22 protein-coding genes are annotated in these 25,375 nt (G+C 30.8%); all 22 read right to left on the bottom strand.

Annotated features, from left to right (window positions below; all coding sequences use genetic code 11):
• Positions 1–112 precede the first annotated feature (112 nt).
• On the bottom strand, positions 113–679 hold the full coding sequence (locus ABIN73_05585; GenBank protein MEO0269193.1) for a type II secretion system protein: 567 nt from the start codon (positions 677–679) through the stop codon (positions 113–115).
• Positions 680–841: 162 nt separating this feature from the next.
• Entirely contained in the window at positions 842–1,663 is an 822-nt protein-coding gene (locus ABIN73_05580; GenBank protein MEO0269192.1) for a hypothetical protein, read from the bottom strand.
• Positions 1,660–2,427 carry an ABC transporter permease gene (locus ABIN73_05575; protein ID MEO0269191.1) on the bottom strand — a complete coding sequence of 256 codons (768 nt, stop codon included), beginning with the start codon at positions 2,425–2,427 and terminating at the stop codon, positions 1,660–1,662. Before ABIN73_05575 ends, ABIN73_05580 begins: the two co-directional genes overlap by 4 nt.
• A complete protein-coding gene (locus ABIN73_05570; protein ID MEO0269190.1) occupies positions 2,424–3,329 on the bottom strand; it encodes an ABC transporter ATP-binding protein in 906 nt (301 codons plus the stop codon). Before ABIN73_05570 ends, ABIN73_05575 begins: the two co-directional genes overlap by 4 nt.
• Before the next feature lie 16 nt (positions 3,330–3,345).
• On the bottom strand, positions 3,346–3,864 hold the full coding sequence (locus tag ABIN73_05565) for a prepilin-type N-terminal cleavage/methylation domain-containing protein (protein ID MEO0269189.1): 519 nt from the start codon (positions 3,862–3,864) through the stop codon (positions 3,346–3,348).
• Between the two features lie 33 nt (positions 3,865–3,897).
• Entirely contained in the window at positions 3,898–5,190 is a 1,293-nt protein-coding gene (locus ABIN73_05560) for a hypothetical protein (protein MEO0269188.1), read from the bottom strand.
• Between the two features lie 196 nt (positions 5,191–5,386).
• Complete coding sequence (pyrR, locus tag ABIN73_05555; GenBank protein MEO0269187.1) at positions 5,387–5,920, bottom strand: bifunctional pyr operon transcriptional regulator/uracil phosphoribosyltransferase PyrR; 534 nt, start codon at positions 5,918–5,920, stop codon at positions 5,387–5,389.
• Entirely contained in the window at positions 5,917–7,626 is a 1,710-nt protein-coding gene (gene aspS / locus ABIN73_05550) for an aspartate--tRNA ligase (GenBank protein MEO0269186.1), read from the bottom strand. Before aspS ends, pyrR begins: the two co-directional genes overlap by 4 nt.
• The gene (ribD, locus tag ABIN73_05545; protein ID MEO0269185.1) at positions 7,616–8,716 is read right to left on the bottom strand and encodes a bifunctional diaminohydroxyphosphoribosylaminopyrimidine deaminase/5-amino-6-(5-phosphoribosylamino)uracil reductase RibD; all 1,101 of its coding nucleotides are present in this window, start codon (positions 8,714–8,716) and stop codon (positions 7,616–7,618) included. The genes aspS and ribD overlap by 11 nt, the downstream gene beginning before the upstream one ends.
• Before the next feature lie 15 nt (positions 8,717–8,731).
• Entirely contained in the window at positions 8,732–10,837 is a 2,106-nt protein-coding gene (locus tag ABIN73_05540) for a TonB family protein (protein MEO0269184.1), read from the bottom strand.
• Positions 10,838–10,848: 11 nt separating this feature from the next.
• Positions 10,849–11,640: a M23 family metallopeptidase gene (locus tag ABIN73_05535; protein ID MEO0269183.1), complete on the bottom strand. Its 792-nt coding sequence runs from the start codon at positions 11,638–11,640 to the stop codon at positions 10,849–10,851.
• The gene (locus ABIN73_05530; protein MEO0269182.1) at positions 11,633–12,625 is read right to left on the bottom strand and encodes a M42 family metallopeptidase; all 993 of its coding nucleotides are present in this window, start codon (positions 12,623–12,625) and stop codon (positions 11,633–11,635) included. The genes ABIN73_05535 and ABIN73_05530 overlap by 8 nt, the downstream gene beginning before the upstream one ends.
• A complete protein-coding gene (locus ABIN73_05525; GenBank protein ID MEO0269181.1) occupies positions 12,597–13,622 on the bottom strand; it encodes a M42 family peptidase in 1,026 nt (341 codons plus the stop codon). The genes ABIN73_05530 and ABIN73_05525 overlap by 29 nt, the downstream gene beginning before the upstream one ends.
• A complete protein-coding gene (locus ABIN73_05520) occupies positions 13,619–16,501 on the bottom strand; it encodes a DUF2723 domain-containing protein (GenBank protein MEO0269180.1) in 2,883 nt (960 codons plus the stop codon). Before ABIN73_05520 ends, ABIN73_05525 begins: the two co-directional genes overlap by 4 nt.
• The gene (ppdK, locus tag ABIN73_05515) at positions 16,491–19,151 is read right to left on the bottom strand and encodes a pyruvate, phosphate dikinase (GenBank protein MEO0269179.1); all 2,661 of its coding nucleotides are present in this window, start codon (positions 19,149–19,151) and stop codon (positions 16,491–16,493) included. The genes ABIN73_05520 and ppdK overlap by 11 nt, the downstream gene beginning before the upstream one ends.
• A gap of 67 nt (positions 19,152–19,218) precedes the next feature.
• Positions 19,219–20,085 carry a GGDEF domain-containing protein gene (locus ABIN73_05510; GenBank protein MEO0269178.1) on the bottom strand — a complete coding sequence of 289 codons (867 nt, stop codon included), beginning with the start codon at positions 20,083–20,085 and terminating at the stop codon, positions 19,219–19,221.
• A gap of 20 nt (positions 20,086–20,105) precedes the next feature.
• Complete coding sequence (locus ABIN73_05505; GenBank protein ID MEO0269177.1) at positions 20,106–21,563, bottom strand: RtcB family protein; 1,458 nt, start codon at positions 21,561–21,563, stop codon at positions 20,106–20,108.
• Between the two features lie 40 nt (positions 21,564–21,603).
• Positions 21,604–22,434, bottom strand: a complete 831-nt coding sequence (locus ABIN73_05500) for an aminotransferase class IV (protein ID MEO0269176.1) — start codon at positions 22,432–22,434, stop codon at positions 21,604–21,606.
• Complete coding sequence (thiD, locus tag ABIN73_05495) at positions 22,419–23,213, bottom strand: bifunctional hydroxymethylpyrimidine kinase/phosphomethylpyrimidine kinase (protein ID MEO0269175.1); 795 nt, start codon at positions 23,211–23,213, stop codon at positions 22,419–22,421. Before thiD ends, ABIN73_05500 begins: the two co-directional genes overlap by 16 nt.
• The gene (locus tag ABIN73_05490; protein MEO0269174.1) at positions 23,206–23,808 is read right to left on the bottom strand and encodes an isochorismatase family cysteine hydrolase; all 603 of its coding nucleotides are present in this window, start codon (positions 23,806–23,808) and stop codon (positions 23,206–23,208) included. Before ABIN73_05490 ends, thiD begins: the two co-directional genes overlap by 8 nt.
• A gap of 76 nt (positions 23,809–23,884) precedes the next feature.
• Positions 23,885–24,085, bottom strand: a complete 201-nt coding sequence (locus ABIN73_05485) for a DUF6800 family protein (protein ID MEO0269173.1) — start codon at positions 24,083–24,085, stop codon at positions 23,885–23,887.
• Between the two features lie 43 nt (positions 24,086–24,128).
• Positions 24,129–25,375, bottom strand: a 1,247-nt coding sequence (locus ABIN73_05480) for a penicillin-binding transpeptidase domain-containing protein (GenBank protein MEO0269172.1), incomplete at its 5' end; no start/stop codon positions are given.

The following is a 25,375-nucleotide window of genomic DNA, read 5'->3' as shown; positions in this document are numbered from 1 at the left end:
CCTACTTTAAGGAAAAGATTTCATTTAAATTTTAAAAGTGAAATCACATTAAAAAAATAAGAAGGGGAGGAAATTCCCCCCCTTCTTCCTGAGTATTTTAAAAAAAAGAGGATTACTGTCCTGATGTAAGAGAATCAGGTAACTGACCTTTTGAACCTGAACCCCATATCACATATCTGAAAGCTTGAGCTCCTGTACTAACAGAGTTCCCCGCAGCATCATAACCTTCATAAGAAACAACACCATAAGTAGTCTGGTCTGTAGCATTATATGTAACTTTACCAGGACTTGACACTACATTATTACTTGCAACAACTGGATTCTTCATATTACCAGGCAATAATCTAGCTTCACCTGCTCCCGGATCTGCATTTGCACTTGCAAGGTCTGCCCCTGTAGCAGCATCAACACCACCGGTGATTGAATAATTTCCTGGATTATCAGGTAGATCAGGTTCTACAATATCATTTACCGTATTACCAAGACCTCCAGGATATAGCCCCTGTGAATGGGTTGAAAAATCTTCAAGTGATAGCTGTAAAGTATGCATATTTGCCTTTACTGCAGCATCCTTTGCCCTTGAAACCATTCCTATGAAGTTAGGTATGGCTATAGCAGCCAGTATACCTATGATCACCACCACGATGAGTAGCTCTATCAGGGTAAAACCTCTTTTCATTTTTTTTACCTCCTTTTATTTCACTGGGATTCGAACCCAAACAAACTCAATTTTCAATTATATAATAAAGCAAAATTCATTCCAGAATTATATCTTTTATTTTTCCTTTAATTTTCATTGATTTTTTTTTGCATTTTGCAAATAATTTTTGCAATTTGCAAATCATTTTTTAGGAATAATGGATTCCACTGTATCGCCTCTTATTATGTAATAACCATCGTAAGGGTGTTTTGGTATTTCTTTTATATATCCCTTTTCCACAAGTTCCCTGAGAGATAAAGGTGAGTATCCCTCTTTTTCTTTAAATTTTTTTATTAAAATATTTAAATCTCTCATATGTATTTTCATTATTGTTCTTTTTATGTAATCCTTTGCAATTTCCTTTTCCACTTCACTTTTTACATTGTTATACATATATTCCCATAATTTAAGAGCCACCTCAAGGTTTTTAAGTTTTTTATAATAAGTAAAAGCATAAAATCTATAACAAACAGGTGGAGCATCCTTTTTAAATGTTGATAATTTAAAAAATATTCCAGCAGTTTTATAATCCTTAAAAAAAACATAATTTAAAAAACCCATCCAGAAAGGGTATTCCCACTTTTCAGGATTCTTATACATAGCTTTCATAAGAAGTTTTGTAACACTTAATTTATCCTTTAAATGATGAGCAATATTAACAGAACCAAATGTATAGGCATGAAGAAATTTTTCATCAAGGTCTGTGATAATATCTGTAATGGGATATAAATAGGGGAATTGGAGGTCTGTTTGAAGATGATGTCCATAATATTGAATAAAAAGCAACCAGAAATAATCTGATACAGTATTCCTGTGGTCAAGGGCTATATATTTTAAAATTTCACCTTTTGGAAGATAAAGAATTTCCTCTACTTTTTCTTTTACACCTCTTATTTCATCAAGTCTATATGAAAGGTTTATAACAATTAAAAATAAAAGAAAAACATAAAAAAAATTTTTCATCTAAACTCTTTTTTCTCAAAAATAAGAGATGAAATATAAAGTAAAAGAATTATATAAATAAGTCCATAAGAAGTGGAAAAAAGGAAATATTCTTTTCCAGGAATCTCACCGTAAACAATATTATTTTTTATATTAAAATGCTCAAGATTGGGTAAAAAGTAATATAGAAAATAACTTATAATTTTCAAAAAAAGCGATTTAGAAATCTCTGAAAAAAGCTTTAAGGACTCAATTAGGTGTCCTATAACATAAAAAATAAAACCCATAAAAGCAGAAAAAATAACACCTGTAAAAGTTGAAAAGAAAATAAGTATTGAAATTATTATAGAAATTTCAAAAATAAAAGGATAAAGAGCTATAAAAATCTTTAAATCAAATTTTCCATCAGTTAAAAATATTAATATTTGATGAAAAATTGACATACCTATTATATTTATCAATATAAGAACTAAAAAACCAAAAAATTTTCCTATAATTATCTCTCTTCTTTCTACAGGTGTTGTAACAATAAGATAAATCGTTCTTTTATCAAATTCCTTATGTAATAGAGAACCACCTACAATTATAACAAGTATAGTATTAAAAAATGTGATTGCAGAAAGCCCAAAATCCCTTATTATTTTTGATTGTTCACCTACTGATAAGGGAAAAAGAAAAAAGGAAATAAAAAGCATTGAAAAACCAAAAATTACAATTATAAAAAATATCTTCTGTCTTACTAACTCCTTAAAAGTATTTTTTGCAATTGCAATTACTCCCTTCATTTCCCTTTCACCATTTCAACAAACCACTCTTCAAGGGTATATAGTTCAGGAGTAATTCTTATAATTTTTAAATTTTTTTCCTTCTCAAAAAGTTCTCTTAAAACTTTTTCTATATTCTCATCCAGAAGTTTCAAAACAATTTCATCACCCTTTTTTTCAAAATTTTTGCCCTTTAAATTCTCTTCATTAACATTTTTTAAAACTATCTCATAACTTTTTACTCTCTCCCTTAATATTTCACTTAAAGGACCCTCTTTTATTATTTCACCACTGAAAATTAAAATTACCCTGTCACATATTTCCTCAGCATCTGAAAGAATATGGGAGGAAAAAAATATAGTTTTACCTTTTGTTTTTTGCTCATAAATCAGTTCTTTTATTTCTTTTCTACCAATCGGGTCAAGCCCTGTTAAAGGCTCATCAAGAATTAAAAATTCAGGGTCTCTTATAAGACTGCTTGCTATTCCTATTCTCTGAAGCATTCCCCTTGAATAAGTCCTTATCCTTTTATGTCCATCTCCTTTTAAACCAACTATTTCAAGGAGTTCATTTATTTTTTCTTTTAATACTTTCTTATTAATTCCGTAAAGCTCACCAATTAATTCAAGAAATTCATAACCTGAAAGATGGTCATAAAAATAAGGCTGTTCTGGCAAAAAACCTATTTTTTTCCTAACATTTTTGTCCCCTGGTTTTAAATCAAAAATTTTTACTTCCCCTTCATTATATTTCAAAAGTCCTGTTAAAATTTTTATTGTAGTTGTTTTACCAGCACCATTTGGTCCTAAAAAACCAACAATTTCCCCTTTTTCTATATTAAAGGATATAGAATTCAAAACTTTTCTTTTTTTAAACCCGGTTATGAAATATTTTGTTAAATTTTTTACCTCAACAATATTCATTTTAAATTATTATATTTTAAGGAAGAGTTAAATCAAGGGGACCTTTTAATCCATAGGCGGTTATCACATATTTAGAAGCAGCTTCTCCTTCAGTTGCAATATTTCCATCTTCCTTAAATCCTGTATAATAAACACACCCTATTGGTGGAACAGGAGGCGGACCTGAAAAAAGATTTTCTACTGCATTTTCATAGGGAAAAAAAGGATTTCTAAAACTCTCATGGGGGAGAAGAAGAGCATTTTGAGAAAAAGGCGGCTTTCTTCTACCATCAGCAATTGATTTTTCTCCATCTGGATGACTTACTAAAGAAGGATTAACATCCTTAACCTTTGTATCAATACCACCTGGATATTGACCAAGAGATGTAACAGAAAAAATTTCAACAACAGTATGAAGTATATGCATATTATTTTTTAAAGAGGCTTCCCTTGCGTTATTAACAAGTCTTATATAATTTACTATTCCTATACTTGAAAGTATTCCAATTATAACAACTACAATTAAAAGCTCAACAAGGGTAAATCCCTTTTTCATTCTTTAAATTCTATGAATATTAATAAAAAAATTTCAATCAGGAACATTTGCCAAAATTTTGATGGAATAAAAGGGAAAGGGAGAATAATTTTGAGGATAAAAGAAATTTCCCCCCATAGGCTGATTGTAAGAAAAAGAAATCATAAAATAGGAATAAAAATTACCTTCAAGACTTAAATTAAATAAATAATTTTTATCAAAGGAATTAAAACTTCCTTTTAAATAGATTAAATAATTTTTTTCAGGATTCTTTAAAAGAAATAATTTTAAAGAAAAACTGTAAAGCTTATGATTAAAAGAACTTGATTTTAAATTTTTATATTTTAAAAAAAATCTTATTTTATCAAATAATTCAATTGAATCACAGGTAAATATTGATAGAAAGTTTCCAGAGTAGAGGAGAGGTTTTATAGTAAAGGGTAAAGTGATAAAAAGGTCCTTTGTATTAAAGTATTCAAGTTCTAAATTTAAACCTGTTATTTTGTTTTTGTAATTTAGGGAGATTTTAAAGCCTCTTTTTCTAACAGGACTTTTATAATTTAATGTTTCTCTTAAACTATCAAAAGGTAAAGGAAATATTAATTTCTGGATAAAGTAAGAAAATTTTACAAATTTTATATTTAATCCTGCATCAATAACATATCTTTCTCCATCCTGTGATTCTTTACCTTGTTCAATATTTGTGAAAGCAAAAGGCAGAGATAAATTAACTTTAAAATTTTTAAAATTCCTTTTATTCTGAAAATAAAAATTATAATTAGAAAATTCAAAAGTGTAATATAGATTTTTAAAGAGATTATAGAATTTTATACTGTATTTATTTCTTTTGAAAAATCCTTTTTCTTCAGAAAAGAAGATATAAAAGAAAAGTAATTTAAGGGAGATAGAGTAATTTTTTAAAGAATATTCTTTTTGAAATGGGTTTGCGTCAAAATTGGCAAGTTCAAAGTATAAGGGGATTGATTTTGATTTTAAAGCTATATAATAGTTATGTTTTGAAAAATTATAATTTTCTCTATTTCTAAAAAGGGAAAAATAAAAAAGAGATTTTATGTTTCCATTAAAAAATGGTAAAAAACTTGAAATACTGTTTTGTTCAGTACTCAAAATGGTTCTGTAAAGTAAAAATCTTGTCATAATTCCATCTGAGTCAGGCTCAATAAATTTATAATTAAGGTTTTTATAAAAATAGTTAGGAGAAAAATCATTTACTGAATCAGTATAAACATAGGGTAAAAAAAGTGGATTAAAAATAGATAGAGGAGTACCTGAAAAAATATCAGGCTCATGTGTAGAAAGATAAAAGGAAAAAAGAAAAATTAACATTTTTTATTTTAAGAAAAAGAAGAACCATTTTGATAATATAACATAGCAGTTAATAAAAGAGTGAATTAAATCTTTTATCCCGGCTTTAAAAATAAAATTAACTCATTGAGAAAAAAATATAAAACAATTCAAGAATTTTATCAAGTTAACATAAGATACATTATCTTTACTTTAAGATTTCTTTCATATCTTTACTTTAAGATTTCTTTCTCAAAATAATTGAATCCTCACCGTCAACCTCTTTAACCCTTACATCCACTATCTCATCCCTTGAAGTTGGTATTTTCCTCCCAACATAATCAGGATGAATTGGAAGCTCCCTATGACCTCTATCCACCATCACTAAAAGCTCTATCTTTTTCGGTCTTCCATAATCAAGTAAAACATCTATTGCACACCTTATTGTTCTTCCTGTAAATATAACATCATCTACAAGTATAATTTTCCTGTCCTCAACAGAAAACGGAATGTTTGTCTCCTTAACCTCCGGCTGCTCATATAACTTCATTAAATCATCCCTGTAAAATGTTATATCCACTGTCCCCATATTTATTTCCTTATTCAACCTTTCTTCAAGCAAAACTTTAATCCTTTTTGCAATATAAACCCCTCTTGTTTGTATACCAACAATATCAATATCACCCTCAGAATGCCTCTCAAGAATTTCAGAACATAACCTCTCAATTATCCTTGAAAATTCATTAGAATCAACAAGTTTTTTTTCTGTCATTTGTTTTTTACCTCCTTTATTTCAATACCAAGTTCATCAAGCTGCTCTTTATAAACAGATGATGGACAACCCTCCAGAAGACCTATACCCTGTGCTGTCTTTGGAAAAGCTATAACATCCCTTATACTCTTTTCCTTTCCTAAAATCATTATTATTCTATCAAAACCAAGTGCTATACCACCATGGGGAGGTGCTCCATAAGATAAAGCCTTTAAAAGAAACCCAAATCTTTCCTCTATCTCCTCCTCACTATACCCAAGAAATCTAAAAATTTCTCTTTGCAACTCTGGTTCACTTATCCTTATACTTCCTGAACCAATCTCATAACCATTCAAAACAAGATCATAAGCCCTTGATTTTGCCTTTAAAGGCTCAAATTTCCAGTTTTCATCCTTCGGCATGGTAAAAGGATGATGTGCGGGAACTATAACCCCTTCTTCATTCACTTCAAAAAGAGGAAAATCAGTTACCCACAAAAATTTAAACTCATCTTTTGAATCAATATTTTTTAACTCTTCAATAACTTTTTCTCTCAATAAAGAACACCACCTAAAAATCTTCTCTTCATCACCCGCAATTACAAACCTTACTCCTTCTGAAGAAAAATCCGACTTATTAAAAAATTTCTTAAATGGACCTTTTAATTCCCCTCCTTCTAAAACAACCCAACCCAATCCAGGAAGTCCCTCTTTTTTAAGCTCTTGCTCTAAATCATCAATAAATTTTCTTGAAAATTTGTAAGGAAAAAATATACTTTTAACATATTTATAATTTTTGAAAATTTCTAATTGTCCCAGAATATCTTTATAATCTTCAAATTTATAATCATACCTCAAATCCGGCTTATCAGAGGCATATAATTCAAGAGCTTTTTCATAAGTCATTCTCTCAAAGGGTATTTTTAATTCTTTTTTAAAAATTTCTTTAAAAACTTCATAAAATATTTTTTCAACACAGTAAAAAATATCTTCTTCAGTTATAAAACTCATTTCTATATCGAGTTGTGTGAATTCTGGTTGTCTATCTTTTCTGAAGTCTTCGTCTCTAAAGCATCTTGCAAATTGGAAATATCTATCAAACTGAGATACCATTAAAATCTGTTTATACATCTGTGGTGATTGGGTAAGGGCGTAAAATTTTCCTTTATGTAGTCTTGATGGAACTAAAAAATCCCTTGCTCCTTCTGGTGTGCTTTTTGAAAGGTATGGAGTTTCAACTTCAATGAATCCCATTTCGATTAAAGTTTTAGTCATTATAAATTTAACCTGGCTTCTTAGTTTAAAAACTTCCTTCTTCTTTTTGCTTCTCAAGTCAAGAAATCTATATGATAATTTTGTTTCCTCAAAAACTTCTTTATCCTCATCAGGTAAAAAAGGAAGTATATTAGATTTTGAAAAAAATTCAATTTCTTGAGCAAGAACCTCAACATCGCCTGTTTTCATTTCCGGATTTTTATCCTTATCTGGTCTTTCTCTTACTATTCCTTTTACTTTTAAAGTTGAATAAAGGGGTAAATTTTTAATTTTATTTTTTATTTCTTCATTTTCAACTACAATCTGAATTTCTCCTTCTCTATCCTCAAGAACAAAGAATGAAATCTTACCAATTTCTCTTTTTCTTTTTAACCATCCACATAAAGTGATATTTTTTCCTACATATTTACTATCAACTTCACCGCAGTAACAAACTCTCATTTCAGTTTTCATTTTTTTTCCTCCATATTATATAAACATCTGACTTAAAAATCTTTATATCTTTTATCTCAAAATTTTTCATAAATTTTTTAAAACCTAACCCTGTTAATGGTGAAATTCCATCACCTGCTATTTTTCCAGAATAAGATGTATGAATCTCATCAAAGAGTCCTTCTTTTAAAAAGGCTGATAAAATATTGCTTCCACCTTCAACAAGTAATGAAGTTATATTCATTTTAAAAAGTTTTTTAATAAAATTTCTTAAATTAACTCTTCCTTTTCCTTTAATTTTAAGTAAAAAATCATAATTATTCCCCTCATAATCCTCTGAAACAACTATAAACCCTTTTTCGTCCTTAAAGAAATTCTGATTTTTAAACTCAAAATTTTCTTTTCCCCATAAGATAAATCTGAAAGGTCTTCTGAAGGAAAAAACTTCTCTTGGAGTTAAAAAAGGGTTATCTTTTAAAAAAGTTCCTTTACCTACAACTATAGCATCATAATTTCCTCTTAAATAATGAACAAATTCCCTTTCCTCTTCGCTTGAAATCCATTTAGATGTTCCATCCGCCAAGGCAATTTTGCCATCTAATGTCATTGCAAATTTTAAAGTTATGTATGGTCTCTTTTTAATCTTATAAGTAAAGTAAAACCTGTTAAGATCCCTACATTCCTCTTCCAAGATCCCTGTTCTTACTTTTATATTATTTTTTTTTAAATATTCTATTCCTTTTCCATTCACTCTTTCATCAGGATCAACATTTCCTATAATAACTTCCTTAATTTTCTTTTCAACAATATAAGGAGCACAGGGAGGTGTTCTACCATAATGAACACAGGGTTCAAGGTTTATATAAAGAGTTGCACCTTCTATATCTGAAGGTAAATAATCAAGAGCCATTCTCTCTGCATGTTTTGTTCCGGGTCCCATGTGATAACCAATTGATATAATTCTTCCTTTTTTTACCACAATGGCACCTACTAAAGGATTTGGAGATACTCTACCCTCACCTAATCTTGCTATTTCTAAAACTTTTTTCATATAAAATTCATCAGTAGAAAAATTTTCATCTTTTCTTTCTATAAAATCAAAAATATTCACAATTTAATTTTTAGTTTAGAATCTTATGGTTAGAGGAACCCATACAGCTATAGGATTTCCATTTTGGTCTTTTGCAGGTTCAAATATGTAACCCTTTGCTGCTTCAACAGCAGAATTATCAAGAAAATCATAACCACTACTCCTTGTAACCTTTACATCTTTTACTCTTCCGGTTTCATCAACAAGAACCCTTAAATACACAACTCCCCTTGCACCCAGCTTCTTTGCAATATCCGGATAACTGGGTTTTACCTCCTGTTTCACCACTGGCATAACAGCTGGAATAAGAGTTTGAGGCGGTGGAGTCTCTTCTATTTTTTCTTCTTTTGGTGCTTCACTCACCTCTTCTTTTTTCTCCTCAACTGGAGGTACCTCTACTTTTTTTGCAGCTTCCTCTGCTATTCTTTTTTGTAAAAGTTCCTCAGCCGTTATCTCAGGTTGAGTAACTTTTACTGGTTTTGGCTCTTCAGGTATAGCTTTTAATTCTTCTTTTTCTATTTTTCTCTCAGAAATAACCTCAGTTTCAGGCTTTGGCATTTCCCTTTTTATTTCAAAACTCACCCTTTCAGTTCTACTTGCTGAGGGAATCCATACAAGGTCAAGGTTAGAAATAAGAATACCGGAAGCATAGTTCTCTATATTCTTAATCCTGTTAGAAAATGCAAAGATTTCCTGAGGAATTATAAGGGGGGTGATAGGTAACTCTTTCTGAAGTATCATTTGTAGAGAGGATAGCATTTTTTTTGCATTTTTTCTATTTAAAGTCATCCTTGATAGGTTTAAAAGAGAATCCACCTTTTTATTGCTATAACCCATAAAATTAAAAATTCCACCACTCTCCAATAAAGGACTTAGATCTACTTTTTCATTGAGAGGATAGGAAAGTATAAAAGCATCAAAATCTGAAGATATAAGTTTTGATACAAATTCAACAGGTGGAAGTGCAAGGAGATTAATTTTCACAACGCCTGTGTTTTCCAGGTCTCTTTTTATATTTTCAGCAATTTTCATATATAATTCCTGTGTGTTATCATACAAAATGTTAATCTGAAAAGGTTTTCTTTTTGTATATCCATATTTTGTTAAAATAGAAACTACTTCATGAGAGTTTGATTTTTCTAAGTCTTTTAAGGTGCTATCATAAGCCCAGATTGAAGGAGGGATAATTGATTTTGCTTTTGAAGCATATCCCTTAAAAACATTTTTAATTATAGAATCAACATTTAATAAGCCTGATATAATTTTTCTGAATTCAAGATTATTAAAAGGCTCTTTTTTTAAATTCCATCCTATAAAAATAACCCTATTTGATTCATAATTCTTTATCTTCCCTTTATCAAAATCCTTTAACCCGTGTAATATAACTTCAGGAATCAAAGAAAAACCAATATCAATTAGATCCATTTTTAATGCTTCAGCCACATCGGCTGGAGTATCATAAATTTTAAAAACTATTCTGTCTACAAAACCTGTTTTTTCAAAAAATCCATTAAACCTCTCAAGAACAAGTCTATCACCTTTTATGTAATCAACAACTTTATAGGGACCATTACCGATAGGTTTAATAGAAAATTCAGAGTTTCTTATATCCGGAACATCCCTTAATATGTGTTCAGGTAAAGGGTATATTTCACAGTCAATTAATTGGGAAGAGTAAGTATGAGTGAATTCAATTTTGAGGACATAATCAGAAATCTTTTCTATGTTCTTTACAAATCTGAAATTGCCTTTTAATAAAGAATTTGAATTTGGTGAAGTTATTAAGTTATAGGCAAATATAAAATCTGAAGCAGTCACAGGTTGTCCATCATGCCATTTTGCATCCTTCCTTATATAAAAAGTAATCGTTTTAAGATCTTCTGAAAATTCCCATTCTGAAGCTATACCGGGATATACTTTATTTTTCTCAACTCTTATAAGGGGATAGTAAATTAAATCAAAAATTGAATTATCCTGTCTTGTTGAAGGAAATGCGGGAATAAGTGATTCAAAATCCTGTGTAATACCAATCGCAAGAACACCTCCCTTTTCAGGATTCTGTGGTATTTCCCTACCTATCCTAACGCACGAATACGTTAATGTAAAATAAACTGAAATTAAAAAAAATATAAAACTCCTCATTTTACACCTCCTTATTTACTCCTATATTTTAAAGCAAATATATTATAATTTGTAAAATTTAATGGATTAACAGGAAAACCTTCACTCCATATCTCAAAATGTAAATGTGGTCCTGTACTTTTACCTGTATTCCCGACCCTCCCTATTATTTCACCTTTTCTTACCCATTCTCCCTTTTTAACTTTTATTTCCATTAAATGTCCATAAAAAGTCTTTATACCCCCACTGTGTTCAATCCATAAATAGAGTCCATAATTTTCATCAATTCCTTTTTCCTTAACTATTCCATCAAAAGGTGCTCTAACAGGTGTTCCAGATGAAGAAACTATATCAATACCAGGATGAAGAGGTGAATAAAAATTACTTATAATACCCTTAACAGGTAAATCAAAAGATAAGGCACTCCTTTTTGGTTCCTTATCTTTATTTTCAGATATTTCAGATTGCGCAAAATCTAAGTTTTCCTTAATATTTTTTAATTCAGTTTTTAAAACTTCTTCAGGTTTTAAAAGATTTTCAAGCTTTTTTGAAAAAAGTATAAATTTTTCAAGTTTTGATTCAAGTTCTTTTATTTTCTTTTCTTGAATTTTTACTTTATTTGCTTCATATTCAAGCATTTTCATCTTTACAAAATTTCCAAGCATCCATAAGGAAAAAAGTGTTATTGAACTTAAAACAACTAAAATAAATATTGATATAACTTTTAAAAATTTTATTAAAGAGGGAGATAAATAAAAGTCTTTAACTTGAGAAGCACCATCAGGTATTATTTTTAAAAAAATCCCTCTTTCTTTTTTATTCAAGTGAAGGAGGCTCCTCAATTATAGCTTTTAAAAGAGCATATGTTTCTTTTAAATCTTTCAACAAAATTAAAGAAGAAGGAGAATGTGTGTATCTTATGGGAATTGTTATTGCTATTGATGGAATCCCACCTCTTGCAGTTTGAATTGAGAAAGCATCTGTCATTCCCCAGCTCCCGGCATCCCTTTGAACCTTAATACCTCTTTTTTCAGCAAGTTTTTCAAGATAATTTACAAGTTTTAACGGAAAAACAGTTCTTAAATCCATAACCCGTATTCCTGCTCCTTCACCAAGTCTGAATGATCTTTCAGGTTCAGTATAAGTATCACCTGTAGTTGAAACATCGATAGTAAATACAAAATCAGCATTTAAGTAATCAGCAAAAACTCTTGCACCCCTCAAACCAAGTTCTTCCTGAACATTAAATACAAAATATATGTCCTGTTCTAAATTTTTTATATCCTTTATTAATTTTATTAACAAACTTACACCTGCTCTATTATCTAAATTCCTTGCTATCACTTTATCATCCTGCACTATAAAGTTAGAATAAATAACAGCAGGTTCACCAACAGGAACAAGGTTTAAAGCTTCTTCTCTTGAAGAGCAACCTATATCTATGATTATTTCCTCAAATCCTTTTATTTCCTCTTTTTTCCAGTTTTTACCAATAAAAATTCCTATCACACCATTTCTGAAAATTACTCTGTGTCCTGTGTAAAGATGCGGATAAACCCCTCCTAAAGGAGAACATTTTAGAAATCCCCTTTTATCAGCATCTATACATACAAGTCCTATTTCATCGATATGAGCATTAAAAGCAAGAGATGGTTTCTTTCCCTTATGATGAAAAATAAGATTTCCAAATCTATCTTCAATAAATTCCAAATCTTCATCCTTTATTAATTCCTTTATCTTTTCCCTTACTTTTTCTTCAAATCCAGATGGACCAAAAGTTTCACACAATTCCTTTAAAATTTTCTCCATAAATTTCCTCCAAAGTTTTTAAAAGAAGTTTTTTAGCACTTATTAAATCCTCTTCATATAAAAGTGAAGCTTTTGAATGAATATATCTGCATGGAACAGCTATTACACAAGATTTTACTCCTTTATTTGTCAAAGAAATAACTCCTGCATCCGTTGCACCGGTTAAAGGTATTTTCCACTGAAACTTAATATTATTTTTTAAAGCTGCCTTTTCTATATATTTAATTAAAACTTCATCAACTATAAGAGATCTATCCATTTTTGTTACAACAGGTCCCCCTCCCATCTTCGGGTAATACTCCTCCTCTGGGTGATATGGTTCAAAAGCAAAAGTTCCTTCAATAATAAATGCAAGATCAATATTTTTTCTTTTCGAAGCAATCCTTGCACCCATAAGACCTGTTTCCTCCTGAGTTGTAAAAATTAAAGCAGAATCACAGGGTAAAGTATCATCAAGGATTAAAGAAAGAAGAATAGAACTCCCTGCTCTATCATCAAAAGCTTTTCCCTTATAAACTCCTTTTCCAATTTCTTCAAATTTAGTCAAAAAAACACCTTCTTCACCTATATCTACTTTTCCCTTTGCTTCCTCTTTTGAGTAAGCACCTATATCTATTACAAGTTTTTCAAAAGTATACTCTACACCACTTTTTTTGTGAGGTGGTATACTTGAGACCACACCTTTAACACCATTTAGAAGTTCAACCTCAGTTCCTGGTAATATTTCAGCTTCAAGTCCTCCAAGAGGTTTAAATTTTAAAAAACCGTCCTGGGTATAACCCGTAATTATAAAACCAACCTCATCAATATGAGCTATAATCGCAATGTTTAAATCTGTCTTATTTTTTCCTTCTTTATATACATAAACATTACCAAAAAAATCCTCTTCAAAATTTATTCCTTTTTCCTCCAGTCTTTTTTTAATAAAATTTCTAACTTCTTCCTCTCTTCCAGGAGGACCTTTTAATTCTGATAATTCTTTTAAATACTCAATCATTTATTTTTTAAAGTTTTTTTTAAAGAATCTATCTTATTTTTAAAAGGCTCAGGTAGATTACGCATCCTCTCGGTAAGTTTTATAATTTCTCTCAATTTTTGTGTATCACCTTTCAGATTATATAGGGTCAAAAAGTCCATTATTAAGAAGGGATCAGCAAATCTAAAACTCAAAGCTTTATTAAAATTCTCCTCTGCTTTATTTAAGTCTTTAAGTCCTAAATAACTTTCACCAATTACCCTGTAAATCTCAGGAGCCTGAGCTTCTTTTAAAATATCCTGAGCCTTCAATAAACCTTTTTCGTATTTACCTATCCTATTGTAAAGATCAGCAAGAGTGAGTTTCACTGCAATCCAAGCCCTTTTTTCCTCAGGTTCTCCTGATTGAACATCACCCTGGAAAAGTTCAGAAAATTCAAACTCTTTAATAGCCTTTTCAATTTCTCCAATACTCTGATAATAAAGACCAAGAACTATCGCAAGAGAACGATACTGACCAAGCAATCTATCATGAGTTAAATCCTTAAAAACACTCTCATCTTTTTTACCATCTTTCAATATCCCTCTGTATCTAAACCTATTATGTAAAAAGTCCTCTGTTTTACTAACATCCATACCTGTTCCAAAAGGTGATGTAATTTCCTGTTTGAAAGGTGTAACTCTATAAACCATACCTTCAAGTAAAAGATAATCTTGAAAATCCTTGTAAGATTTTCTTTCACAGGTCATGGAAAAAAATAAAGGTGGTTTAGGTATTTTGTTTTTACCTTTTTCAATTACTTCCTTCATAAATTCTCTTCCATCCCATAAGAAAATTTCAGGTATTGAAACCCCTGTTGGCAATGTTCTTGTTTTCGTATTTTCATTAAATTCATAGCCAAATACACCAGCAATAATATCCCTTATCATTATATCTCTGACAAGAACAATATCTTTTTCTGTTCTGAAAGGAATAAGTTTTCTTATTTCATCCTCTGTAAAATGAATAGGAACTCCCCATCTCTTGAGTTGAATGTTATACCAGTCAGTATTTAAAAGAGAAAGGTTAGCAACAATAACACTCTTTTTATAGCCAAACAAAATCTGTAAAGCCCATAAAGGAAATGTATCATTATCACCATTTGTAAATACTATTCCACCATCATCAACACAGGAAAGTAAATTATAAGAGTAATCTTCAGCAATATAATTTTTACTTCTATCAACTTTATGATAAAAGGCACTTATTTGCCAGATTGGAATAAAAATTGAAAAAATAATAAAAATATATTTCAAATAAACACTGAATTTTTCTTTTAAATTTTCAAAAGAAAGTCTTATTATTTCAAAAAGTCCAAATCCAGCATAAAGACCAAAGAAAAAATATCCAGGAATAAAAAAGTAATCCCTATCTCTAACCTCTGTAGGAATTGAGTTTAAAAGTTGTAAGAAACTCGGATTATTTAAATCAAATATTGACAAAACTTCTCTTATTCTTGGAGAATATAAAAATTTTGGAAACTGCCTTATGAAATTTAAAAAATCTATTAGAGTCGAAGGATAATTTAAATTTAATTGAACTATTAAACCAAGAGTTCCTATTATAAAAGCTCCACCGAACAGAACAAAACTTTTCCAGTCAGAATATATATGCGAAATTATACCTATTATTCCAAGTATTACAATTAAGGGAATAAATTGCCAGGAAAAATAATAAAAAAATCCCCATATCTGATCTATAAAGGACCAGAATTGATTATAAACAGGAGTTGAAAAAAACTCTCCCTGTCTTACATTACTTGTCCTTCTTGGAAAAATATTCATAGGTTCGTATTGTTTCCTTGATAAAACATCCCAGAAGGATTGCCATGTTTTTGGTTCTACTTGGTTTATAGGGGTATCAAATCTTGACCTTATCAAAAGATAAAATTCAGGTGTAGCTCCAATAATTATGAAAATTAAAGCAAAACCCCTTGCATCAAGAAAGAGTTTTGTATATAGGAAAGTAAAAAGTAATAAAAGTGTTGTGGAAATAAAAATTAAAATTTTCCACTGCTGAAATACTGAAACCAGAGATAAAATAAATAGAATAAAGTAAATTATTTCAAAAGAATTAAAAAGAAATTTTTTATTATGCTTTTTCCATATGGAAGTATAAGAAAATAAAGAACCTGTAATTACAAAAAGAAGAATAGCCTTCAAACTGAAAGGCTCATATGTTGACCTTAAAGCTCCTGCAAGAAGCAAGAAAATTCCTATACTGGATAAAAATTCTATATTAAAAATTTCTTCTTTTTTGATAACTGCAATGAAAATAAGCAAAACAGGAACTATAATAAGAGAAAGTAAATGAATTCCAGAACTTAAGGATAATAAGTAAAAGGCTGTTATAATATACCTAAGGGAATCATTTTTATCTTTTTTCTCCCACCAGAGAAAAAGTAAATACACTGAAAGAACAATAAAGAAGGTTGAAGGAACATAAGTCTCAGCTTCTATTCCACTCCACCAGGTTGTAAAGGTAAAGGGTGCACATAAAGAACCCATAAAAGCAGAGAAATGCTTTAAAATATCAGGTAGCTTTTTAGAAACCCTGTTAAAGATTTTATATAAAAGTAAATAACCGATCCCTGCTGAAAATGCTCCTGAAAGAATAGCAGCAAGAGTAATTTTCTGGACTACATTTAAAAAGGGTATAGGGAGCAGAGAAAAGAATCTTCCTACAATAACATAAAAAGGTGTTCCTGGAGGATGAGGTATTCCAAGAATCAAGGAAGTTGCCAAAAATTCACCTACATCCCAGAAAACAATTGTTGGAGCCGTTGTTTTAAGATAGATAACAAAAGTTATTATAAAAGATAAAGAGAAAAAAATTTTTTTTGTTAAATTTTTATTTTCCATAATGTTCCTCTACAAGGTTTTTATCTTCTTCTTCAATTACAGCATGTGCTGCCGATAATCTTGCAATAGGAACCCTAAAAGGTGAACAGGAAACATAAGTAAGACCTATTCTATGACAGAACTTCACTGACTCAGGGTCTCCTCCGTGTTCTCCGCAAATTCCTATTTTTAAATTTGGATTTGCTTTTTTACCTTTTTCAACTCCAATTTTCATAAACTCACCAACACCTTCTTGATCAAGAGTTTTAAAGGGATCATCTTTTAAAATTTTTTTATCAATATAATAGGGCAAAAACTTTCCTATATCATCTCTTGAAAAACCGAAAACTGTTTGTGTCAGATCATTGGTTCCAAAGGAGAAAAATTCAGCAACCTGTGCTATTTCATCTGCTGTTATACATGCTCTCGGTATTTCAATCATTGTTCCAACTTTGTAATCAATCTTGATACCTTCCTTTTCCATAACTTCCTTTGCAACCCTATCCACAATTTCCTTTTGTAAAACTAACTCTTCTTTTATACCTACAAGTGGAATCATAACTTCAGGTATTGCTTTTATTCCTTCTTTTATTGCCTTAGCTGCTGCTTCAAAAATTGCCCTTGCTTGCATCTCAGTAATTTCAGGATAGGTTATACCAAGTCTACAACCCCTGTGACCAAGCATTGGGTTCATTTCCTTTAAACTTTCTGCAATTTTCTTTATTTCCTTAGCAGTTTTTCCAGTTCTTTTTGCTAATTTTCTTATTGATGCTTCATCTTTTGGTAAGAATTCATGTAAAGGGGGGTCAAGTGTTCTAATAGTCACAGGATAACCGTCCATTTCCTTGAAAATTAAATAAAAATCTTCTCTCTGAAGAGGTAAAAGCTTTTCCAAAGCTCTTTTTCTTTCTTCTTCATTTTCAGCAAGGATCATTTCCTGCATTGCGTATATTCTTTCTCCTTCAAAAAACATATGCTCGGTTCTGCATAAACCTATACCCTCTGCACCAAATTCCCTTGCTTTCCTTGCATCTCGAGGAGTATCAGCATTTGCTCTTACTCCTAATCTTCTTATTTTATCTGCAAATTTTAAAAGCTCTTCAAGTTCAGGAAAAATTTCAGGTTCAATAAGATCAGCCTTTCCTTCATAGACTTTTCCAGTATTTCCATCAATACTTATATAATCACCTTCTCTCAAAATTTTTCCATTAACTTCCATAAATTTACCTTTTTCATCAACATGAAGGGCTTCACAACCAACAACACAAGGTTTTCCCATTCCCCTTGCCACAACTGCTGCATGTGAAGTCATACCTCCTCTTGCTGTCAAAATACCTTTTGCCCTAACCATTCCATGGATATCATCAGGAGAAGTTTCAACCCTTACAAGTATAACAGGTTCTCCTTTTTCAGCCATTTCCATTGCATCGTCAGCTGTAAAATAAATTTTTCCTACTGCTGCTCCAGGAGATGCGGGAAGTCCCACTGCAATTGCTGAATTCTTCTTTTCAAATTCTGGTGAAATTTGCGGATGTAAAAGCTTTTCGAGGTCTTCTGGAGAAACCCTTTTAAGAGCTGTTTTTTCATCAATTATTCCTTCTTTAACCATACTTACTGCAATTTTTACCGCTGCTCTCGGTGTTCTTTTTCCTACTCTTGTTTGAAGAAAATAAACTTTACCTTTTTCAACAGTAAATTCCATATCCTGCATATCTTTATAATGTCTTTCAAGTTTTTCAAAAATTTCCACTAATTGATTATAAATTTCAGGTTTTCTATGTTTTAATTCTGAAAGGGGAAGAGGAGTTCTTATTCCTGCTACAACATCTTCACCCTGAGCATTAAACAAAAACTCACCAAAAACTTCCTTTTCTCCTGTTGAAGGATTCCTTGAAAAGGCAACTCCAGTTCCTGAATCTTCACCCATATTTCCAAAAACCATTGCTTGAATATTACATGCAGTTCCCCAGTCATCGGGTATTTTGTATATTCTCCTGTATTCAATTGCTCTTTTATTATTCCATGATTCAAAAACTGCAATAATTGCTTTCCATAACTGATCATATGGATCCTGTGGAAAATCTATTTTTTTCTCCTCTTTTACAAGTTTTTTAAAACTTTCTACAACTTCTTTCCAGTCCTCAGCTTTTAATTCATTATCATATTTAACATTTTTTTCTCTTTTTTTCTCCTCTATTATTTCCTCAAATTTTTTCCTGTCTATGCCTAAAACAATATCTGAAAACATCATAATAAACCTTCTATAGGAATCATAGGCAAACCTTTCATCTTTCGTTTTTTCTGCAAGTCCCTTTACTGTTTCATCGTTAAGACCAAGATTTAAAACTGTATCCATCATTCCTGGCATTGAAGCCCTTGCACCTGACCTTACAGAAACGAGAAGAGGATTCTCAGGGTCTCCAAATTTTTTTCCTGTTCTTTTTTCAAGAAGCCTTAAAGCATTCTCTACTTCTTCTTTTAAACCTTCAGGGAGTTTACCCTCTTTAAAGTAATATACACAGGCTTCAGTTGATATTGTAAATCCAGGCGGAACACTTATTCCTATTCTTGTCATTTCATGAAGATTTGCACCTTTTCCACCCAAAAGGTCTTTCATCTTAGCATTTCCTTCTGCTTGATTATCTCCAAAAGAATAAACAAACTTTTTCATAAGTTAAATTAAATAATCCTTCGGAGTTGAACCGAATTTAATTTTTAAGAATTAATTTTAAAACGGTTTACTCTTTAAATTCAAATCTATTTTTTCCCTTATTCTTTGCTGAAAAAAGTGCTTTATCTGCTCTTTTTATACATTCTTCAATATTCTCCTTTTCTTTACAGGAACTTATCCCTATTGATACAGTGACTCTCTCTCCTATTTCCTTTTGGGAACTTTCTCTTGTTTTATTCAATATATCCTCTGCAATTTTAATAACTTCCTCTTTTTTAAAATCTGGTAAAATTATTAAAAATTCTTCTCCTCCCCATCTTATAACAAATCCCCTATCTTCTAACTCTCTTAATATCCTTGAAATAAAAACCAAAAGGCTGTCTCCTGTATCATGACCATAAATATCATTGAATCTTTTAAAGTTATCAATATCAATAAAAAGAATAAAAATTTCTTCTGCTTTTAAAAGAACTTCCTTTATCTTCTGATAGAAAGCTCTTCTTGTAAAAAGTCCAGTTAACTCATCTCTTAAAGCCATTTCTTCAAGTTTTAAAATTTTTTCTCTCTCCTCTTTTGCTATATAATAGAGTCTTTTGCTTACATTTAAAATCTGTTTTGTGCTTTCATCAAGTGTTATTTCTTGAGTGGTAAAAATCAAGTTATAAATTCCAACTCCAATTTCGTCTCCAATTTTTAATCTTTCCCTTTTTATTCTCTGACCATTTAAAAATGTTCCATTTGTGCTACCAAGATCCTCTATAAAAATAGAATCTTCTTTTAAAAAAATTTTACAATGTTTTCTTGAAACAAGGGAATCATCAAGAACAAGGTCATTCTCTGGATTTCTGCCTATTAAAATCTCATTTTTTTTTATCGGAAAAATTTTTAAAATTTCTTCTCCTTTTTTAATAATCAGATTAAAGGACTTTCCCATTATATTGTTTTAAATAACCTCTACCCCTTTACAACTCCAAAAGGTTTTAATCTTGCAACCTTTTTTGAAATTCCTGCTCTATCAACAACATCCACCACAATATCAAGGTCTTTGTAAGCATCAGGAATTTCCTCTTCCATTGTATCTCTTGATGCTGCTCTTATTTTAACTCCAATTTTTAAAAGTTCAGCCTCTATATTCCTCCCTTTTGAAGCTCTTACTGCTGCTGCTCTTGAAAGAACTCTTCCTGCACCATGACAGGTTGAACCAAAGGATTTTTCCATCGCAGTTTTTGTTCCTACAAGTATATATGAACCCGTCCCCATACTTCCTGGAATTAAAACCGGTTGACCTATCTCTTTATAAATTTCGGGTATTTCAGGATGATGAGGAGGAAAAGCTCTTGTGGCTCCTTTTCTGTGTACCCAGACCCATCTTTCTTTTCCGTTTATAACATGTTTTTCTCTTTTTGCTATGTTATGGGCAACATCATAAACCATATATATTCCAAGTTCTTCAGAACTTTTTCCAAAAACTTTTTCAAAACTTTCCCTTACCCAGTGAGCGATCATCTGTCTGTTACACCAGGCAAAATTTGCAGCTGCTGTCATTGCCTTTATATAATCCTTTGCTTCTTTTGAATTAATCGGAGCACAGGCAAGCTGTTTATCAGGAAGGTCAATATTATATTTCCTCATGGCATTTAACATTATTTTTATAAAATCATCAGCTATTTGATGACCGAACCCTCTTGAACCACAGTGAATCATTAAACATACCTGCCCCAAAAAAAGACCCATCTTTTTTGCAGACTCTTCATCAAAAATTTTTTCCACGACTTGAAGCTCAAGAAAGTGATTCCCTGAGCCAAGAGTTCCAAGTTGTGGCATACCCCTTTCTCTTGCTTTCTTTGAAACCGGCGAAGGATCTGCTCCAGGCATTGCTCCATATGATTCAGTTCTTTTTAAGTCTTCCTCTGTTCCAAATCCTTTTTTAACAGCCCATTTTGCTCCCATAACCATCACATCTTCCAGATCTCTTTCACTTACCCTTAATTTACCTTTAGCTCCGACTCCTGAAGGAACATTGATGAAAAGAGTATCAAGTAATTTATCAAGATATGGTTCTACTTCTTCTTTTTTTAAATTTGTTCTTAATACTCTTACTCCGCAATTTATATCATAACCAACACCACCCGGTGAAATTACTCCTTCATTTTCATCCATTGCAGCAACACCTCCTATTGGGAATCCATATCCCCAGTGAATATCAGGCATTGCAAGAGAAGCCTTTAAAATTCCGGGTAAGTGGGCTACATTTGCAACCTGTTCAGGAGCTTTATCCTGAACTATACTTTCCATTAGTTTTTTTGTAGCAAAAATAATTCCAGGAACCCTCATTCCAGGTTTGTAATTTTTGGGAATTTCAAATGTAACATCATCAATTTGATTTAAAGGTCCTTTCCAGACTTCTGACATTTTTCACCTCCTTTTTAATTATGGAATTAATTATAAAGCACTAACTTGAAATTTTTAAAAGAAAATCAATAAATTCTCTCTCTAAATTTTTATAATCTTTAAAAACTTTAATTTCAACTCCATTAATAACTTCCACAGGTTTAAGTTCTGTTGTTGTTCCTGTAAGAAAAACACCATCAGCATCAAATAAATCCCATAAATAAACTCTATTTTCAATAACTTTAAAACCTTTATTTTTTAAAAATTCAATAAACCTTTTTCTTGTCACACCTGGTAATATACCATTAAGCTGAGGAGTGAAAAAAACTTGATTTTTAAAATAAAAAATGTTGGTTGATGAACCTTCTTTTATAGAGCCGTCCTCTTCAAAAAATAACGCCTCATCATATCCCCTTTTCTTTGCCTGGAACTTTGCCATAACATTTGGTAATAAATTTATCGTTTTAATATCAGCCCTTTTCCATCTTATTTCAGGATAAAATATTATCTTAAATTTTTCAGGAATTTCAGGAATTTTTTGCGCAAAAATTAAATAATTGGGCTCTGGTTTTGCTTTAACAAAATGCTCTCTTTCTGTTGAACCACCTGTTACCTGAATATAAATTGAGCATTCATCACTTTTGAATTTTTTAGCTACCTTTAGACATATTTTTTTCCATTCATCCCTGTTTAATGGATTTTTAATCATAATCTCATTCAATCCTTTTTCCATTCTTTCCATGTGGTCATCAAAACATATTAAAACTCCTTTACTGTATTTTATAACCTCATAAACTGATTCACCGAAATTAAAACCTCTATCTTTTAAAAGATTATAATAATTTTTACTTTTTACAAATTTTCCATTATAAAAAATCAGCTCAGAACCCATATATGATTTACAGGAATTGAGCCTTTCCCTATTTCAAAGGAATATTTTATTGCCCCCTCAATAAATTTTTTGGCTCTTGAAATAGACTCTAAAGGTGAGAAACCGAGGGCAAGATTTGCTGCAATACTTGCAGAAAAGGTGCATCCAGCTCCATGAAATTTTTTTTCCTTTTTAATTTTCTCCCCTTCAAGAAGTTCAAATTTTTTTCCGTCATATACAACATCAATAGCCTTTTCACCAAAATGTCCCCCTTTTATAACCACATATTCTGGCCCCATACTTTTTAAGATTTCAGCAGCTCTTTTTGCATTTTCTATACTTTCTATTTTTATTCCTGTAAAATTTTCAGCTTCCCATCTATTTGGTGTTACAATAAGAGAAAGTGGAAAAAGCTTTTCAATCAAAGCATTTTTTGCATCTTCAAGAAGTAATCTATCTCCAGAACCTGCAAAAACAACAGGATCAAGCACATAATTTTTTAAATTAAAAAATTTTATTCTATCCGCAACAACTTCTATTATTTCCTTTGAATAAAGCATACCTGATTTAAAGGCTTTAATTTCAAAATCCCTTGCAATCATATCTATCTGATCTTTTACAATCTCAGGGTCTATACCCTGAATGGATTTAACCCCCTCTGTATTCTGTGAAGTTATAGCAGTGATAACAGAAAGTCCAAAAGTTTTATGAACAGCAAAGGTTTTTAAATCTGCCTGAATTCCTGCTCCACCACCACTATCACTACCAGCTATGGTAAGAACAACAGGATATTTATTCAAAATTTATTTCCTTTTCCTCTGTTATTATACCCTTATATAAAAAAGAAACCTGTCTTAATGCAGCATAAAAATCAAATTCATTTATTGCTGATATGGCATCCATAGGAACGATTACTTTATAACCATGTAAAGCAGCAGAACCAGCAGTATGTAAGACACAGATATTTGCAACAGTTCCTGTTACTATAACATTTTTTATATTATTTATCCTTAAAAGATGGTCAAGGGGGGTTCCAAAAAAGGCATCGTATCTAAGTTTCCTAATAACATAATCTCCTTTTTCAGGTTTCAATTCCTCGATTATTTCAGAACCCCATGTTTCCTTAACAGCATGTTTTCCCCATATAGGAAATTCAATATCCTCTTCCTCATGATAATCCTGTGTATAAAAAATCTTAACCTTTTTCTCTCTTGATTTTTTTATTAAATTATTTATAACAGGAATAGTTTTTTTTGCGTCAGGAACAAAAAGAGCTCCTTTTTCATTCACAAAATCATTCTGCATATCAACAATAATTAAAGAAGTTTCATCAGATTTTAATAAAATATTCTTTTTTACCTCAATCTCAGGAACTAAAACCTCTTTAGTTCTCATATTTAAAATATATTAAAATAGGGATTTGAACCCTTTGATAAATCAAACAAATCTAATATAAATAGATAGATACTATCTATTTATGCAACTTATCCTTTATTGGCTTTAAAAAATCCTCTGCGTTTTTTAAATAGGGATTAACTTTTAATGCTTTTTCTATAATTTTTTTTCTTTCTTCCTCTGTTTGAGCCTTTAAATATTTTTCTCTCAATTTTTTAATCTTTAGTTTTCTGTGTCGTTTTCGGTTTAATTCAGTTTCTTTTATTCTTCCTTTCATAATATAAATTATAAAAAATTTTTTTCAAAAATTCAATATTTTTTTATAATTTTCCTCTTTTGAGAGGAGACCTTTCTTTCAAATGTTTTGAGCAAAAAACTTTTGGTTCTTTTCCTTCAATATAAATTTCAACTCTTTTCTTAGGGCAAAACTCTGTAGCAAGTTCTCCTGTTTCTATGCAAATTGTAGCATACAAAATTCCTTCAGGCTTTTTAAAATCAAGAGTATCTGGGATTCCAAGAATTTCATTTGCTCTCTTCATAAAAAGGGACCATATGGGTAAAGCAAGCACAGCTCCTGTAGCTCTATCAAAAATTGTCATAACTGAATCAAAACCCACCCATACTCCACATAAAATTTTAGGTGTAAAACCGATAAACCAGGTGTCTGTATATTTATCAGTTGTTCCAGTCTTCCCAGCAGCAATTGCTTTAAAACCGTAATCTTTTGCATAATAAGCTGTTCCATACTGAAAAGTGGATTTCATCATATCTACCAAAATGTAGACTTCCCTTTCATCAAAAACTTTTTCTGGTTCATATGTAAATTTTTCAATTATATTACCATTAGAAAGTTCTATTTCATTTATCAAATGCATCTTTTTCCTTTTTCCTAAATTGGCAATAGTAAGATAACTTTCGCACATCTCCCACAAAGAAAGACTGGGGGAACCGAGAGCTATTGAAAGAACAGGAGGTATATAATCTTTTATACCCAGTCTGTTAGCAAACTCAATTACTGATTCTGGACCTATTTTTTCAAGAATATGAACTGTAGCCAGATTTCTTGAATGAGCAAGGGCATCCCTAACTGTAATAAGACCCATAAACTGGTCATCAAAATTCCTTGGTTTCCATGGTTTCCCTGAACCATCATCTTCTATAACATAAGGTAAATCCTCAACCGGATCACCAGGAAAAATTCCTGAATTAATTGCTGTAAGATATATAAAAGGTTTAAAAGCTGAACCTACCTGTCTTTTAGCCTGAATTGCCCTGTTAAACTGCGACTTTAAAAAGTTTCTTCCACCTATAAGAGCAAGAACATCACCTGTCTCTACATCAGCTGCAATCAGGGCAACTTCCAGTTTTAAAGAATCAGATTTTTTATATCTTCCTTTATGGTAGGCTCTTACTCTCTTATCATAAATAGGTAAAATAGAATCAACAATTTTCTCCGCTATTTTCTGTAATCTTAAATCCATTGAAAGTTTTACATTAACTCCTTCCTTGTAAAGAAAATCTTCTCCGGAAAGAGAATTAATATATTTACGAACCTCCTCAAAATAAT

It is taken from the genome of candidate division WOR-3 bacterium (genome assembly GCA_039804025.1).
Lineage (GTDB): Bacteria > Hydrothermota > Hydrothermia > Hydrothermales > JAJRUZ01 > JBCNVI01.
Note: the sequence above shows the minus strand (reverse complement) of the source record. Positions and strands in the feature narration are given on the sequence as shown.

Coding starts and splice junctions, on each gene's coding strand:
- ABIN73_05575 (MEO0269191.1), bottom strand. CDS start 2,427: ATGAAGGGAGTAATTGCAATTGCAAAAAATACTTTTAAGGAGTTAGTA.
- ABIN73_05585 (MEO0269193.1), bottom strand. CDS start 679: ATGAAAAGAGGTTTTACCCTGATAGAGCTACTCATCGTGGTGGTGATC.
- ABIN73_05565 (MEO0269189.1), bottom strand. CDS start 3,864: ATGAAAAAGGGATTTACCCTTGTTGAGCTTTTAATTGTAGTTGTTATA.
- ABIN73_05525 (MEO0269181.1), bottom strand. CDS start 13,622: ATGATTGAGTATTTAAAAGAATTATCAGAATTAAAAGGTCCTCCTGGA.
- ABIN73_05540 (MEO0269184.1), bottom strand. CDS start 10,837: ATGAGGAGTTTTATATTTTTTTTAATTTCAGTTTATTTTACATTAACG.
- ppdK (MEO0269179.1), bottom strand. CDS start 19,151: ATGAAAAAGTTTGTTTATTCTTTTGGAGATAATCAAGCAGAAGGAAAT.
- ABIN73_05530 (MEO0269182.1), bottom strand. CDS start 12,625: ATGGAGAAAATTTTAAAGGAATTGTGTGAAACTTTTGGTCCATCTGGA.
- ABIN73_05580 (MEO0269192.1), bottom strand. CDS start 1,663: ATGAAAAATTTTTTTTATGTTTTTCTTTTATTTTTAATTGTTATAAAC.
- ABIN73_05500 (MEO0269176.1), bottom strand. CDS start 22,434: ATGGGTTCTGAGCTGATTTTTTATAATGGAAAATTTGTAAAAAGTAAA.
- ABIN73_05510 (MEO0269178.1), bottom strand. CDS start 20,085: ATGGGAAAGTCCTTTAATCTGATTATTAAAAAAGGAGAAGAAATTTTA.
- ABIN73_05520 (MEO0269180.1), bottom strand. CDS start 16,501: ATGGAAAATAAAAATTTAACAAAAAAAATTTTTTTCTCTTTATCTTTT.
- ABIN73_05485 (MEO0269173.1), bottom strand. CDS start 24,085: ATGAAAGGAAGAATAAAAGAAACTGAATTAAACCGAAAACGACACAGA.
- pyrR (MEO0269187.1), bottom strand. CDS start 5,920: ATGACAGAAAAAAAACTTGTTGATTCTAATGAATTTTCAAGGATAATT.
- ABIN73_05490 (MEO0269174.1), bottom strand. CDS start 23,808: ATGAGAACTAAAGAGGTTTTAGTTCCTGAGATTGAGGTAAAAAAGAAT.
- ABIN73_05560 (MEO0269188.1), bottom strand. CDS start 5,190: ATGTTAATTTTTCTTTTTTCCTTTTATCTTTCTACACATGAGCCTGAT.
- aspS (MEO0269186.1), bottom strand. CDS start 7,626: ATGAAAACTGAAATGAGAGTTTGTTACTGCGGTGAAGTTGATAGTAAA.
- ABIN73_05505 (MEO0269177.1), bottom strand. CDS start 21,563: ATGTCAGAAGTCTGGAAAGGACCTTTAAATCAAATTGATGATGTTACA.
- ABIN73_05570 (MEO0269190.1), bottom strand. CDS start 3,329: ATGAATATTGTTGAGGTAAAAAATTTAACAAAATATTTCATAACCGGG.